This window comes from Pseudoalteromonas sp. MEBiC 03485 (genome assembly GCF_004195145.1).
Lineage (GTDB): Bacteria > Pseudomonadota > Gammaproteobacteria > Enterobacterales > Alteromonadaceae > Pseudoalteromonas > Pseudoalteromonas apostichopi.
Genome location: NZ_SGBT01000001.1, coordinates 2,772,372 through 2,786,617, shown reverse-complemented (window position 1 = coordinate 2,786,617; position 14,246 = coordinate 2,772,372). Strand labels below are relative to the sequence as shown.

The 14,246-nt window shown below is 39.5% G+C and carries 12 protein-coding genes; 9 read left to right on the top strand and 3 right to left on the bottom strand.

Features of this window, described 5'->3' with window-relative positions; translation table 11 throughout:
• Positions 1-55: 55 nt before the first annotated feature.
• Positions 56-820, bottom strand: coding sequence for an alpha/beta fold hydrolase (locus tag EVU92_RS12820; RefSeq protein ID WP_130051553.1), 765 nt, complete (start codon positions 818-820; stop codon positions 56-58).
• A gap of 131 nt (positions 821-951) precedes the next feature.
• On the opposite strand from EVU92_RS12820, the gene seqA reads away from it, so the two are divergent.
• From seqA to EVU92_RS12790, 6 genes are all read left to right on the top strand, one after another.
• A complete protein-coding gene (gene seqA, locus EVU92_RS12815; protein ID WP_130051552.1) occupies positions 952-1,554 on the top strand; it encodes a replication initiation negative regulator SeqA in 603 nt (200 codons plus the stop codon).
• A 16-nt stretch (positions 1,555-1,570) separates the two neighbouring features.
• Positions 1,571-3,208, top strand: coding sequence for a phosphoglucomutase (alpha-D-glucose-1,6-bisphosphate-dependent) (pgm, locus tag EVU92_RS12810; RefSeq protein ID WP_130051551.1), 1,638 nt, complete (start codon positions 1,571-1,573; stop codon positions 3,206-3,208).
• 79 nt (positions 3,209-3,287) lie between these two features.
• Entirely contained in the window at positions 3,288-4,343 is a 1,056-nt protein-coding gene (gene astE, locus EVU92_RS12805) for a succinylglutamate desuccinylase (RefSeq protein WP_130051550.1), read from the top strand.
• Between the two features lie 269 nt (positions 4,344-4,612).
• Positions 4,613-5,827, top strand: coding sequence for a thiamine pyrophosphate-dependent dehydrogenase E1 component subunit alpha (locus EVU92_RS12800; RefSeq protein ID WP_130051549.1), 1,215 nt, complete (start codon positions 4,613-4,615; stop codon positions 5,825-5,827).
• On the top strand, positions 5,827-6,804 hold the full coding sequence (locus EVU92_RS12795; RefSeq protein ID WP_130051548.1) for an alpha-ketoacid dehydrogenase subunit beta: 978 nt from the start codon (positions 5,827-5,829) through the stop codon (positions 6,802-6,804). Before EVU92_RS12800 ends, EVU92_RS12795 begins: the two co-directional genes overlap by 1 nt.
• Positions 6,805-6,812: 8 nt before the next feature.
• The gene (locus EVU92_RS12790) at positions 6,813-8,384 is read left to right on the top strand and encodes a dihydrolipoyllysine-residue acetyltransferase (protein WP_130051547.1); all 1,572 of its coding nucleotides are present in this window, start codon (positions 6,813-6,815) and stop codon (positions 8,382-8,384) included.
• A gap of 61 nt (positions 8,385-8,445) precedes the next feature.
• On the opposite strand, the gene EVU92_RS12785 is transcribed toward EVU92_RS12790, so the two are convergent.
• Both EVU92_RS12785 and EVU92_RS12780 read right to left on the bottom strand, forming a co-directional pair.
• Entirely contained in the window at positions 8,446-9,618 is a 1,173-nt protein-coding gene (locus tag EVU92_RS12785; protein ID WP_130051546.1) for a putative manganese transporter, read from the bottom strand.
• 71 nt (positions 9,619-9,689) lie between these two features.
• Positions 9,690-11,315 carry a M28 family metallopeptidase gene (locus EVU92_RS12780; RefSeq protein WP_130051545.1) on the bottom strand — a complete coding sequence of 542 codons (1,626 nt, stop codon included), beginning with the start codon at positions 11,313-11,315 and terminating at the stop codon, positions 9,690-9,692.
• Between the two features lie 110 nt (positions 11,316-11,425).
• Here EVU92_RS12780 and EVU92_RS12775 point away from each other — a divergent pair, with 110 nt between their 5' ends.
• Genes EVU92_RS12775 through EVU92_RS12765 form a run of 3 tightly spaced genes read left to right on the top strand, consistent with a single transcriptional unit; the run spans position 11,426 to position 14,224 of the window.
• Positions 11,426-12,238 (top strand): DUF3025 domain-containing protein, encoded by an 813-nt coding sequence (locus tag EVU92_RS12775; protein ID WP_130051544.1) that lies wholly within the window; start codon positions 11,426-11,428, stop codon positions 12,236-12,238.
• Positions 12,235-13,023: an ATP-binding cassette domain-containing protein gene (locus tag EVU92_RS12770; protein ID WP_130051543.1), complete on the top strand. Its 789-nt coding sequence runs from the start codon at positions 12,235-12,237 to the stop codon at positions 13,021-13,023. Before EVU92_RS12775 ends, EVU92_RS12770 begins: the two co-directional genes overlap by 4 nt.
• The gene (locus tag EVU92_RS12765; protein WP_130051542.1) at positions 13,016-14,224 is read left to right on the top strand and encodes an ABC transporter permease; all 1,209 of its coding nucleotides are present in this window, start codon (positions 13,016-13,018) and stop codon (positions 14,222-14,224) included. Before EVU92_RS12770 ends, EVU92_RS12765 begins: the two co-directional genes overlap by 8 nt.
• Positions 14,225-14,246: the final 22 nt, after the last annotated feature.

Sequence of the window (14,246 nt, the reverse complement as noted above, 5' to 3'; positions counted from 1 at the left end):
AAATTTGTAATAATTTAGTGCGCACGATCAAAAACAGCGAATTTTATCAGCGCAATTATTGTGCTAAAAAATCGCTGATTGCTTTATTAACGGCAAGTGGTTTTTGCGCATGTAGCCAATGACCTGCACCATGAATAATTTTTGCTTTAGCATTAGGAAATAAAGCCATAATTGCGGGTCGATGCTCAGCTAAAATGTAATCTGAATCATTACCTTTGATGAACAAAGTATCACATAAACAAGAATCATTTTCACCAACTCGCGCTAAAATATTTTCATACTGCTGATATAAAACCGCTAAATTAAAGCGCCATTGGTATTTGCCTTCGTCATTCTTAGCAAAACTTTTCAATAAAAACTGACGGACACCCATCTCATCAATGTGTTTTGCAAGAATCTCATCAGCGGCTTTTCTATCAGCTACATTTGACTCTGCCACCTCATTGAGGCCTGAAAAAATAGCGCTATGACGGGGGGCATTGGCAACAGGAGAAATGTCTAACACCACAAGTTTATCGATGAGCGACGGATGATTAAGTGCTAATTGCATGGCAACTTTACCACCCATTGAATGCCCAATGATGTGAGCCTTACTTATATTTAAATGTTTTAGTAATTCACTAACATCATTAGCCATTGCGTGATAATTCATTGTATCACTGTGAAAAGATCTACCGTGGTTACGTAAATCAATATTGGTAACCCGGTAATTTTCAGCTAAGGCTTTTGCAATTACATTGAGGTTTTCAAGCGAGCCAAACAAACCATGGATCAATACAACGTCTGAACCTTGACCCAATTGTTGGTAGTTTAATAGCATTTTCAACTCCTAATTTTAATGGCAGTATTTTGCCTAGTGAAATTACAAAATGCAAAACATAGAGAATTGCTGCGAGCTTAGGTATAATCATTGAGAACTTTTAAAATGTGACCCGTAAAGACAGGAATAACATGAAAAAAATCGACATAGACGACGAGTTATATCAATACATTGCAAGCAACACGCAAAGTATTGGTGAAAGTGCATCAACCATTTTACGTCGTTTATTAAACCTCTCTGATGGCGCCAATGCCCCAGTTGAAACAACTACTAAAACTGAACAAGAACCTCCAGTTGTTGAAGTAAAAGAAGAAGCAAAACAAGAATCAAGTCTCGAACCAAGCGACGAAAATGTTGACGAGGCTGCTGAAACTGTCACAGCATCGACACAAGTGAAAGGTAATGTGTTTAATGTATTAAACAAAGAAGAGCTAGCAATGCAAAAAGGTGTTGTTGGTCGATTCTTATTTATACTTGCTGCTTTATACAGAACGCATAAGAAAGATTTTGCTAACGTACTTGAAATTAAAGGCCGTGACCGTGTTTATTTTGCTACAAGCAAAGAAGCACTTCTTGAAAGCGGTAGCAGCATGAATCCAAAAAATATCACTGATACTGAGTATTGGGTGATGACAAATTCAAATACAACCAGAAAAAAAATGATGCTTCACGAAGTGGCACTGTGCTTAGGCTATAGCGCGGATGAAGCAGAAAAAATTCGTGATTACTTATAATCCATAAGGAAATAATATGGCGATTCATCCTGATGCAGGTAAACCTGCACCGCAATCAAGCTTAGTGAATGTACCAAAACTGATCTCGGCTTATTACTTAAATGAACCTGATCTGGAACAAAACCCAGAGCACTGTGTTGCTTTTGGTACTTCTGGCCATCGTGGTTGTTCGTTCGATGTAAAATTTAATGAATCGCATATTTTAGCGATCACACAAGCAATTTGTGATTACCGTAAAGAAAATAACATTTTTGGCCCACTATTCCTTGGTAAAGATACCCATGCATTGAGTGAAGCTGCTTTTAACTCTGCAATTGAAGTACTTGTTGCAAACGAAGTACAAGTCATCGCACAAGAAAATGATGATTACACACCAACTCCTGTAATCAGTCATGCTGTTGTTTGTCATAATAAAGAAAACCCAAATGAATTAGCAGATGGGATTGTTGTAACACCTTCACATAACCCGCCAGAAGACGGTGGTTTCAAATATAACCCGCCAAATGGTGGCCCTGCAGATACCGATGTTACTAAGTGGATTGAAGACAGAGCAAATCAATTACTTTTAGAAGACTTAGTTGAAGTAGAGTTATTTCCGTATGCTAAAGCATCACGCTCGGGCTTTATTAAGTACCAAGATTTAATTACACCATACGTAGATGACTTAGTTAATATCGTTAATCTAAAAGCAATTAGCGATGCAAAAATCAAAATTGGTGTTGACCCACTAGGTGGTTCAGGTATCAACTTTTGGCCAGTCATTGCAGAAAAATATAATTTAGACTTAACGGTCGTAAATGAGTCTGTTGACCCTACGTTCTCATTCATGCCTTTAGATAAAGACGGCAAAATCCGTATGGATTGTTCATCTCCTTATGCAATGACAAACCTTATTGCATTAAAAGATGATTATGATATCGGTATTGGTAACGACCCTGATTATGACCGCCATGGTATTGTTACGCCTGACGGTTTAATGAATCCAAATCACTTTTTAGCTGTTGCGATTGACTACTTATTAAACAACCGCGAATGGTCAAAAGATGTCGCAATTGGTAAAACACTGGTATCAAGCGGCATGATTGATAAAGTAGTTGCACGTAATAACCGTGAAGTAAAAGAAGTACCGGTAGGCTTTAAATGGTTTGTAGAAGGCCTAAGCAAAGGTACCCTTGCTTTTGGTGGTGAAGAAAGTGCAGGGGCGTCATTCTTACGCTTCGATGGTACCGTGTGGAACACTGATAAAGATGGCTTTATTTTAGGCTTACTAGCTGCTGAGATTTTAGCGGTAACGGCTAAAACACCGTCACAGCTTTATAAAGAGCTTGAACAAGAGTTCGGTGCACCTATTTACAAGCGTATTGATGCTCCCGCTGATGCGCAGCAAAAATCACGTTTAAAAGCGTTATCAGCAGACGATGTAAAAGCAAACACCTTAGCAGGCGATGCAATTACACAGAAGCTAACCCATGCACCGGGTAATAATGCGGCTATTGGTGGTTTGAAGGTTGTTACCGAAAACGGTTGGTTCGCTGCTCGTCCATCGGGCACTGAAGACATTTATAAAATTTACCTTGAATCATTCAAAGGTGAAGAGCATCTAGCATTATTAGAAAAAGAAGCGAAAAAGCTGGTTGATTCAGTAATTAGCTAAATTCTTTTTTACCCTTTAAAACGGCTGAGATTCTCAGCCGTTTTTGTATTCTACTCTCACGTATTTTTAGGATAGAACTATGAGCTATTCAACTCCTTCATATCTCCAAAAATTAAAAAGTACTGGCGACTTTTTAACACTAACCCGAAACAATGAATTTTCACTAGATTCTTGTGCTTTTAAGCTTGAAAACGGCACTGATGTCACAGTTCACGATACTGGCATCATAGAGTTTCAACCAAAAGAGCAAACAAACAAAGATATTGTACTTTCGAGTGCGGTGCACGGTAACGAAACAGCACCAATTGAAATCTGTGACCAATTAATCAAGGCAATCATTACACAAGAACTTGTACTTAAACAGCGTGTATTGTTTATTTTTGGTAATCCAAAATCGATAAATATCGGTAAACGCTTTGTTGATGAAAACTTAAATCGTTTATTTAATGGTCATCACACTGTTGAGGGGGTTGATTCAAATCCTGAGCGAGTTCGTGCAAAGCTACTTGAAGATGTAGTTTCTGATTTCTTTGCAAGAGGTAACCAAGGTAGTGAACGTTTTCATTATGACCTACATACTGCAATTCGAGGTTCTAAAAATGAAAAGTTCGCTGTGTATCCATTCTTACATGGTAAACCGTGGAAAAAAACACAGCTGCAATTCTTACTTAGCTGTGGTGTAAACACTGTATTAATGATGAAATCAGCGGCAACAACTTTTAGCTACTACTCATCGTTTGTACATGGTGCTGATTCATTTACCGTAGAGCTTGGTCAAGTAAAGCCATTTGGCGAAAATGATATGTCACGATTTGAGAAAACCAAACAAACATTAATTGCATTAATTAGTCAGGAAACTGTTAATTACAAAGAATTTAATGCAGAGGATTTTGAGTTGTTTTCAGTTTATAGAACAATAAACCGTACTTGCGAAGATTTTAGTTTCCCATTTGCTGATGATGTCGAAAATTTCACCGGTTTTGCAAAGGGGGATTTATTAGCAACTGATGGTCAGACCAGATATGAAGCGGAAGTGGACGGCGAAGCTATTATCTTCCCAAATGCTGATGTAGCCTTAGGTCAACGTGCTTTACTTACAGTTGTACCAATGCAAGTTGATAGCAACTTTATTTAAAATCTCTGCATTATCACCCACCGATTTTTGGTTAACTATATGACAATAAAGAATTTATTTCGTTGTATAGTTAACTTTCCATGCGTTTTTAGCCATTTATCACCTATTCGTCTATGATTAGTTGAATAACAACTTACGTTAACGTAAAGTGACGGCAGTTTAATTTAATTAGATTGAATATTACGCAAACTTTATCCTTACAGCTCATGCTGATAAAAATAGTAATAAGGGCAGTGGCGTAGGTTTCTGACAACGAAAGAAGGTAGGTTATGAGTAATCCAAATAACGTATCGCTAAACATTAATCATGAACTGTCATTTATTGATGGTCACGCATTAACGATCCCTACATTAAGCATTCTTAATGAGGAAGGCGACATCCACGAAGGTGCAACCGCACCCGATATCGACAAAGCAACAGCAATCCGTTTATACGAGACAATGCGTTTTATTAGAGCGCTTGATGAGCGTATGCAAGCAGCACAGCGTCAAGGTCGAGTTAGCTTTTACATGCAATGTTTAGGTGAAGAAGCTGCTGTAACGGCATCGTCTGCAGCGCTTGACCAAAATGACATGATCATGGCCCAGTACCGTGAACAAGCCGCTTTACGCTATCGTGGTTTTAGCCTAGACCAATTCATGAACCAAATGTTTTCAAACGAAAAAGATTTGGGTAAAGGTCGCCAAATGCCAATTCACTACGGCTCACGCGAACTCAACTATATGACCATTTCATCTCCGCTTGGTACGCAAATTCCGCAAGCAACAGGTTATGCGTATGGTCAAAAAGTTCGTCACATTGATGCCCAAACAGGTGAGTTGAACAGTACGATTGATAACATCACCATTTGTTATTTTGGCGAAGGTGCGGCATCTGAAGGTGATTTTCATGCTGGTTTAAATATGGCTGCAGTTCATGAAGCACCGGTTATCTTTTTTGCGCGTAATAATGGCTATGCGATATCAACACCCGCAGATGAACAATTTAAAGGTGATGGTATTGCATCACGCGGTGTTGGCTATGGCATTAAAACAATTCGTGTTGACGGTGCTGATGCGCTTGCAGTTTATGCTGCAACGAAAAAAGCCCGTGAAATTGCTACTACCAAAGGTGAACCAGTTTTAATTGAATCGATTGCCTATCGTTTAGGTGCTCACTCAACCAGTGACGATCCTAGCGGCTACCGTACAAAAGACGAAGAAGCAAAACATAAAGGCTGTCCAATTGAGCGTTTCCGTAAGTGGTTATTAAAACAAGGTTGGTTAGACGAAGCGCAAGACGCAAAAGATAAAGAAACAATCCGTGAAGAAATCTTAGCGGCTCTTAAACGCGCTGAAAAAGTTGCAAAACCAGCATTAGAAGATCTTATTTCTGATGTTTATGATAAGCCAATTCCATCACTGCAAAAACAATACGAAGAATTAAAAGAGCACATTTTGCAGCATCCTGATGCTTATCCAACAACTGCAGGGAGATTAAAGTAATGGCTAAAATGAACATGCTTCATGCAATTAACTCTGCCCTTGATATCACCATGGCAGAGCATCCAAATGCATGTATTTTTGGTGAAGACGTTGGCTATTTTGGTGGTGTATTCCGTGCAACATCAGGCTTACAAGAAAAATATGGTAAGCACCGTGTGTTTAATACACCATTAACTGAGCAAGGTATTTTAGGTTTTGCTAATGGTCTGGCTGCTTTTGGTGCGCCTGCTTTAGCTGAAATTCAATTTGCAGATTATATTTTTCCTGCATTTGACCAAATCGTAAATGAATCTGCTAAATTCCGTTACCGTAGTGGTAATGAATTTAATGTAGGCAACCTAACAATTCGTACTCCTTATGGCGGTGGTATTGCGGGTGGTTTATATCATTCACAATCACCAGAAGCTTATTTTGCTCATACACCGGGTTTGAAACTTGTTGTGCCACGTAACCCTTATCAAGCAAAAGGTTTGCTTCGTGCATCAATTAAAGATGATAACCCAGTTATTTTCTTTGAGCCAAAACGTTTATACCGTGCATCAACAGGTGAGGTACCAGAAGAGGATTACAGCATCGAGCTTGGTAAAGCAGAAGTCATTCAAGAGGGTACTGATGTTACTTTGCTTGCTTGGGGTGCACAAATGGAAATCGTTGAAGATGCCGCTAAAAAAGCAGCAGAGCAAGGAATTAGTTGTGAAGTCATCGACTTACGAACTATTTTACCGTGGGATGTTGAGACAATCGCTAAATCAGTAACCAAAACCGGTCGTTTAGTGGTTAGCCACGAAGCGCCAATCACAAATGGTTTTGGTGCAGAAATCGTTGCAACAATTCAACAAGAGTGTTTCTTACACCTTGAATCGCCAATTGCTCGAGTGTGTGGTTTAGATACGCCATACCCATTAGCACTTGAAAAAGAATATGTGCCAGATGCACTTAAAGTGCTTGCTGCGATTAAGCAATCTGTAGAGTTTTAGGAGTCAGTATGTCTAAAGATTTTATCTTGCCAGATATCGGCGAAGGCATCGTAGAATGTGAAATTGTTGAATGGTTAGTTGCAGAGGGCGATTCTGTAAAAGAAGATCAGCCAATTTGTGACGTCATGACCGACAAAGCGCTTGTGCAAATTCCAGCTGTCCATGATGGTGTGATCAGTAAGCTTTATTATGCAAAAGGTGATATTGCTAAAGTACATGCACCATTATTTGCGATGGATGTTGATGGTGAAGCAGCTACGCAAAACGAAGAAGCTCAAGCTCCAGTTGAAGCAGCCGCAATACCTGAATCTGGTGAACATTTAGAAGATTTCATTTTACCTGACATCGGTGAAGGTATTGTTGAGTGTGAAATCGTTGAGTGGTTAGTCAGCGAAGGTGATGAAATCGTTGAAGACCAAGCTGTGTGTGATGTAATGACAGACAAAGCATTGGTTCAAATTCCGGCTAAATATACAGGTAAAGTTGAAAAGCTTTATTATAAGAAAGGCGATATTGCCGCTGTTCACAGTCCATTATTCCAAATGAGCATTGTAGGCCAAAACTCAGAGCCTGATGTAAGCTCTGCGGTAGTTAAAGCGCAAACAAATGCAGCGACTAAACCAGCACAAAAGCCTGTGTCTGCATCAAATGAGACTAAACAACTTAATAAGAAAGCAGTTGCTTCACCAGCTGTTCGTCGTAAAGCACGTGAACTTGATGTAGATTTAACGCAAGTACCAGGCTCTGGTAAAAATGGCCGAATTTACAAGCAAGACATCGAAGATTTCTTGAACGAATCACCAAGCCAAGCAGTAACACAACAAGCTGCTCCTAAAGCGGCAGAGCCTGTAAAAACTGCAGCATCCACAGCTGGTGGTAGTCATGTTGAGCCTATTAAAGGCATTAAAGCGGCAATGGCTAAGCAAATGGTTGCGTCAGTATCGACAATTCCGCATTTTACTTTTTGTGATGAAATTGACCTGACAAAATTGATTGCTATGCGAAGCGAACTTAAAGAGCAGTATAAGCAACAGGGCGTTAAGTTAACTATGATGCCATTCTTTATCAAAGCTCTATCGCTTGCAATGAAGCAGTTCCCAGTACTTAACTCACAAGTGAATGATGATTGTAGTGAGCTGACTTATTTTGACGACCATAACATTGGTATGGCGGTTGATTCTAAGATTGGCTTATTAGTACCAAATGTTAAAGCATGTCAGTCAAAGAGTATTGTTGATGTTGCAAATGAAGTTACGCGCTTAACTGAAGCAGCACGGGATGGACGTGTATCACCAGATGATTTAAAAGGCGGTACAATTAGTATCTCTAACATTGGTGCTATTGGCGGCACAATTGCAACCCCGATCATCAATAAACCAGAAGTGGCCATTGTTGCATTAGGTAAGTTACAACATTTACCTCGTTTTGACGAACAGGGTAATGTGGTTTCAGCAGCCATTATGCAAGTAAGCTGGTCTGGCGATCATCGAGTGATTGATGGCGGAACAATTGCCCGCTTCAATAACTTGTGGAAGTCTTATTTAGAAGATCCTGCAAAAATGATGATGGCTATGAGCTAACATTATTAATAAATAAAAAACCAGCCTCGGCTGGTTTTTTTTATAGTATTTAATTTATATTTTAAAGACCGTAATAGTACAATCCATAACCGAGTAACAGCGCAGGTATTGTTGAATAGACTGTCGCCATTAAAGCTGCTTTTGGTGCTAATGCGATGGCTGGGAAGAGAGCATCGCCATCATTTGATATTGCATTTGCTGCCATCGCACTAAATGGGATAATGCCTTGAATATAAAGTGTCATTACGACAATTTGCGGCCCACAGCCTGGTAACAAACCTATTGCTACAGCTACCAAGGGAGCAAGATAAGCATATTCAGAAAACCATGCTTTTAAATCAACACCTAGCAAATTAACTAAAACTTCAAATAGCATGAAACTGGCGACAACCCATGCTGTAACAAAGTGCGTGTCCATTAACACTTTCGTGAGCTTTGAAGGTGGATTGCATGGAGCTTCTTCGCTGGTCAATTGTTTATAACTGCTGCCTTTAGATGAAAGAGCCCATACAACTACAGTAAATAGCGCCATGATTGAACCAAATAGGGTAATGCCATGATTAATAACATTACCAAATACGCTAAGGTCGGTATTGGTGGCAATAACAATAGCAACAATCAAGCTTGGCATTAAGGCAAATTTCCAAACCGGGCGGCTAAATATTAAAGCTTTTGGTTGGCATTGAGGTTGTTCGCTGAAGTCACTGGCTTGCGTAGGTTGAAACTTATCTGATTTATGAAATGTATTAACCACCTGTCCGCTAATTACGCCTACACTAACACCGATTACCATCATTAATAACCCATCAAGAGGGCGGGTTGCTAATAACAAAAATGCAGCATCACCCATGGTTGCTGTTAATACTGCGACCACAGAGCCAAAGCTAGCTTGTTTTTTGGTAAATTGGGTAACTACAATAATGGCACCTCCACAGCCAGGTAAAGCACCTAAGATTGACGCAAAACCGATTTCTAGGATGCCTGATTTAGCTCGTAAATAGCTGAGCTGTAATTGAGGTAGCCGATCAATCAAGTAGTAATAGATTAATAAAGTGGCTGCAACAAACACAGATACTTGAAAAAAAGCATCACTTAACGCTTGGAGGGTAAACTCACGGCTTGCTGGTATTGCCAAAGAAATTAGCAATAATAGGGGTAAAAATAAGCGTTTATTGTCCGTAATATAACACCTCGCTTTATGGGTGGAATACCTCGTTTGTGTTAATGAGAGCATACAGTGCAACCTAAAAATTAATCAGGTTACACTGTATTACCGATTTAAATGAAAATCAATCTCATTTACATCTATTTGCGTTGAAACTCAGAGCTCGCATTCCAGGTCGGCCATTCTTTACGCTCTGAAATATCAAAACCTACTTGATAGAATAACTGAAGATCCTGAACGGCACCTGATAAATCCCATTCATCACGGTAACGATCGCAAGGCTGATGGTAACAACCGCGAAGAACTAAGCTCATACGCTTACGGTAATTTGCAGTTTCTTCATCAAGGGCTTCACTGCCGCCGCCAGCATACATTGCTGGTACACCCATGTTTGCAAATGCAAAGTGATCAGAACGATAGTAACCACCCGAAGACGGTTTAGGATCGCCAGATACAGTTCGGCCTTGTGCTTTAGCAGCTGTTTCTAACAAGCTATCCATTTCTGATTTGCCGATACCAACAACACTGATATCTTTCACTTTACCTAATAGATTTAAGCTATCCATGTTGATGTTTGCAACAGTTTGAGAAGCTGGGATCACTGGGTTTGCAGCGTAATATTTTGATCCAAGTAGACCTTGTTCTTCAGCGGTTACTGCTAAGAAAGTCATTGAGCGGCTAGGGTGCTCAGGAAGGCTAGCAAATGCTTCTGCAACTTCAATTAAGCCTGCAGTACCTGTCGCGTTATCGTGGGCACCATTATAAATTTGGTCACCTTTACGTGTTTTATCTGTACCAAGGTGATCCCAATGAGCTGAGTAAATGATGTGCTCGTCTGGCTTTTCGCTGCCAGGTAACGTTGCAATGAAGTTATATGAAATTGACTTTTTAATCGTGTTATTTACTTCAACGCTAGCTGTTAGGTCGCCCATATCAATATGGTAAGCACCTTTTGCAGCATTTGCTTTCATAGTATCGAAATCTAAACCTGCTTTTGTGAATAGCTCTTTGGCAACATCAGTTGTTACCCAGCCTTCAACAGCAACACGATCCATGTTGTTATTTTCTTTTTGGAAACCAAATTGCTCACCGCTCCAAGAGTTTTCAACAACTGACCATGGGTAAGAAGCTGGTGCTGTTTCGTGGATAATAATTGCACCAGCTGCACCTTGACGACTTGCTTCTTCATATTTGTATGTCCAGCGACCATAATAAGTCATGGCATCGCCAGTAAATAAATCTGGGTTTTTAGTCGCATAACCTGGATCATTAACTAGCATTACAACTGTTTTGCCTTTTACGTCTATGCCTTCGTAGTCGTTCCAGTTGTACTCTGGCGCATTTACACCATAACCAACGAATACTAATTCAGAATCTTTAATGCTTTGTTTAGCACTAATACGGCTACTACCCATTACCATATCTTTTTTATACTGATAATCTTTGCCGCCAATGGTAAGTACCATGTTTGAGTCTGCTTCAAGTGAAACAAGCGGTACTTCTTGTAAGAAGCTATCACCGTTACCAGGCTCAAAACCCAATGCTTTAAATTGGTCAGTTAAATAGGCAAGCGTTAGCTCTTCACCTTTCGATGATGGTGCACGGCCGCCGAATTCATCAGAAGCTAACACTTTAATGTGCTCTGCTAGTTGCTCTGAGTTGATGCTTTGATAGGCTTTTTCTACATCACCTGATGTGATACTTGTTGAAGCACAGCCTGCAAGAATGGTACTTGCAAGTACTGTCATTGGAAAATAGCGTTTCATAATAGCTCTTTTTTTGTTTTATGGTGGCATTAGTATATGAGGTTCTATTAATGAGAACCAGTTTTTACGGTAAACTACCCACAATACATCAAGAAGTTAAAAAATAAGCAATGAAACGATTTAGCGCACCAGAGCAATGGTCAACACAATACCTTACAACCGGTGCTTTTAGTGACCTAGCAACGCTGTTTAATATTGACAAATTATCGAATTGGCCGTCTTGTGACTGGTTTAATCAATATTTAAATGCCAAAACAACACAAGGCACAGTAATAAGCTTTGTCGAGGATGAAAAATTTGCCGACGAAACTCGTTATTATGAGCAAATTATTTATGAAACAGGGCAAGTACCAACAAGACAACAAAATTGGCACGACCTTTTTGGTGGATTTATTTGGTGTTTATTTCCAAAAACAAAAGCACTGATAAATCATCAACATATCGAAGAAATTAAACTGCATGGTCTAAAAGAGCGCAGTAAACACCGTAATGCTCTCACCTTATTCGACGAATGTGGTGTAGTACTGGCAATTACCGAACAAAGTTGGCAACAACAATTACGCGATCATCAATGGCATCAAGCATTTGTTACACAACGTGAGCAGTGGGGTAAAAATATTCGCCCGTTCATGTTCGGCCATGCTAACTACGAGATGCTCACTCAGCCTTATATAGGTTTAACAGGGAAAGCATTATTTGTAATTGTACCCAATGACATATTTTGTAAAGATTTAAGCGAGCAATATGCGTATCTAGATCAACGTCTTTATGAGATGATTAAAGTAGATGATTGTTTACGTGATAATAAGAATTTATCTCCATTACCCTTGTTAGGTGTACCAGGGTGGTGGACTGAAAATGAAAATCCAGAATTTTACAGTAACACTGATTACTTTAGACCTAAACGAAGGAAACGCACATGATTGAAGTTGCAGGGCTTAAAAAGAAATTTAAGCTAACAAAAGATCATAAAAAAAATAAAACGGACAATGTAGACCCCCGCGAAGATAAAGAGTTTTTCCATTCTGTAAGAGACGTCAGCTTTAAATGTAATAAAGGTGAAGTGCTCGGCTTACTCGGCCCAAATGGTGCAGGTAAAACAACGACCCTTAGAATGATTTCAACAGCATTAAAACCAGATGAAGGCAGTATCACCATCTCTGGTCACGATATTGTTAAAAAGCCATTAGTTGGCCGCAAATCAATTGGTTTTCTATCTGGTAGCACTGGCTTATATGGGCGTTTAACGGTTAAAGAAAACGTAGAATATTTTGCCCGTTTACATGGCATGAGTAAAAAGGCGGTAGCGGCACGTTGTGATGAACTATTCAGCTTACTTGATATGCACAACTTCATTGATAAGCGTGCCGAAAACCTTTCCACAGGTATGAAGCAAAAAGCCAATATTGCTCGCGCTGTTGTTCATCATCCTGACGTGGTAATTCTCGATGAACCAACGACAGGTTTAGACATTATGACCACGCAAACTGTAATTAGCTTTATTCGTGGCCTTAAAGAGCAAGGTACTCCAGTCATTTTTTCAACTCACCATCTAGATGAAGTTGCATTACTTTGTGATCGCGTTGCAGTTATAAATCAAGGTATTAGTTGCTTTGATGGCACATTAGAACAGTTTAAACAAACTGGTCAAAGTGAGGAATTAAATCAAGCGTTTATGAATATTTTAACGGAGAGTCGTGATGTTTGAAGTATTTAAAAAGGAATTAAAAGAGCTGTTACGTGACCGTAAAACATTGATATTCGTTGTCGCACTGCCAGTTGCTATTTTCCCTCTTTTATTTGCTGTGATGGCATTTATTAGTTCACAAGCAGCACTCGAAGCTGAGCAAGAAGTGCATACTTACGCCATTATTAATGGTAATTACGCGCAAGAATTTACAGATAAGGTGTTTTATCATAAGAGCTTTGCATTATATAAAGGCGACGAAACCTTTAATACGGTAGAAGATCTCACTAAAGCGGTTAAAGCGGGTACCATCGATATGGGTATCTATTTACCTTCAGACGCTGAGCAAACACTCGATAACGCTAAACAAAGTGAGTGGCAAGTTGTGTATAACGACGCTAAGGCGATTAACTTCTTATTTGACCGCGTTAAAGAACTTGCAAAAGAGTATGGTGATAAACTGCGTACTACTAAACTGTTAAGCTTTGGCGTATCAGAGCAGCAACAAGCCGCGATTATCGAGCCAATTAAAGTTGTTAAGGTCGATACTGCAGATAAACGTGAAAATCTGGGTGAAAAAATTGGCGGGTTTATTCCTTATCTACTTATTCCTCTCGTATTGATGGGCGCAACGTACCCTGCTATTGATTTAGGGGCTGGTGAAAAAGAGCGCGGTACACTCGAAACCCTTCTACTTACACCAATCACGCGCACACAGCTAGTGTTAGGTAAGTTTGTAACCTTGCTGGCTTCTTCAATTGCGACAACCACTATTACAGTTCTTAGTATGGGTGTGTGGATATCGGTGGCCATTGCTTTTGTAGATTTAGCGGTTGTTAAAAACGCATTTAGCTCTTTAACTGTATTAGATTTAGGGCTGATTTTTGTGTTGTTATTGCCTATTGCTGCAATCTTCTCATCATTAGCATTGGCTATTTCAATTTATGCGCGAACTTTTAAAGAAGCACAAAACTATATGGCTCCGCTAAGCATAGGTGTAATTTTTCCAATTATGATTGCGTTGATGCCGAATGTTGAGCTTACGAGCAAAACAGCCTTTATTCCTGTAACAAATGTAGCTTTGGCAATCAAAGAAATCATTAAAGGCACAGTCGATTACACACTAGTGGGTTTAATTTTCCTAGCAACAGTCATTGTGGCAGGGGCACTATTAGCATTTTGTGTTAAATGGTTTAATAAAGAAGATGTCTTATTTAGATAAGAATTTATTGATTTTACCTAAT

Bases quoted from the DNA above. Each gene is read 5' to 3' on its own strand.
- EVU92_RS12820 (WP_130051553.1), bottom strand. From the start codon at position 820: ATGCTATTAAACTACCAACAATTGGGTCAAGGTTCAGACGTTGTATTG.
- seqA (WP_130051552.1), top strand. From the start codon at position 952: ATGAAAAAAATCGACATAGACGACGAGTTATATCAATACATTGCAAGC.
- pgm (WP_130051551.1), top strand. From the start codon at position 1,571: ATGGCGATTCATCCTGATGCAGGTAAACCTGCACCGCAATCAAGCTTA.
- astE (WP_130051550.1), top strand. From the start codon at position 3,288: ATGAGCTATTCAACTCCTTCATATCTCCAAAAATTAAAAAGTACTGGC.
- EVU92_RS12800 (WP_130051549.1), top strand. From the start codon at position 4,613: ATGAGTAATCCAAATAACGTATCGCTAAACATTAATCATGAACTGTCA.
- EVU92_RS12795 (WP_130051548.1), top strand. From the start codon at position 5,827: ATGGCTAAAATGAACATGCTTCATGCAATTAACTCTGCCCTTGATATC.
- EVU92_RS12790 (WP_130051547.1), top strand. From the start codon at position 6,813: ATGTCTAAAGATTTTATCTTGCCAGATATCGGCGAAGGCATCGTAGAA.
- EVU92_RS12785 (WP_130051546.1), bottom strand. From the start codon at position 9,618: ATGCTCTCATTAACACAAACGAGGTATTCCACCCATAAAGCGAGGTGT.
- EVU92_RS12780 (WP_130051545.1), bottom strand. From the start codon at position 11,315: ATGAAACGCTATTTTCCAATGACAGTACTTGCAAGTACCATTCTTGCA.
- EVU92_RS12775 (WP_130051544.1), top strand. From the start codon at position 11,426: ATGAAACGATTTAGCGCACCAGAGCAATGGTCAACACAATACCTTACA.
- EVU92_RS12770 (WP_130051543.1), top strand. From the start codon at position 12,235: ATGATTGAAGTTGCAGGGCTTAAAAAGAAATTTAAGCTAACAAAAGAT.
- EVU92_RS12765 (WP_130051542.1), top strand. From the start codon at position 13,016: ATGTTTGAAGTATTTAAAAAGGAATTAAAAGAGCTGTTACGTGACCGT.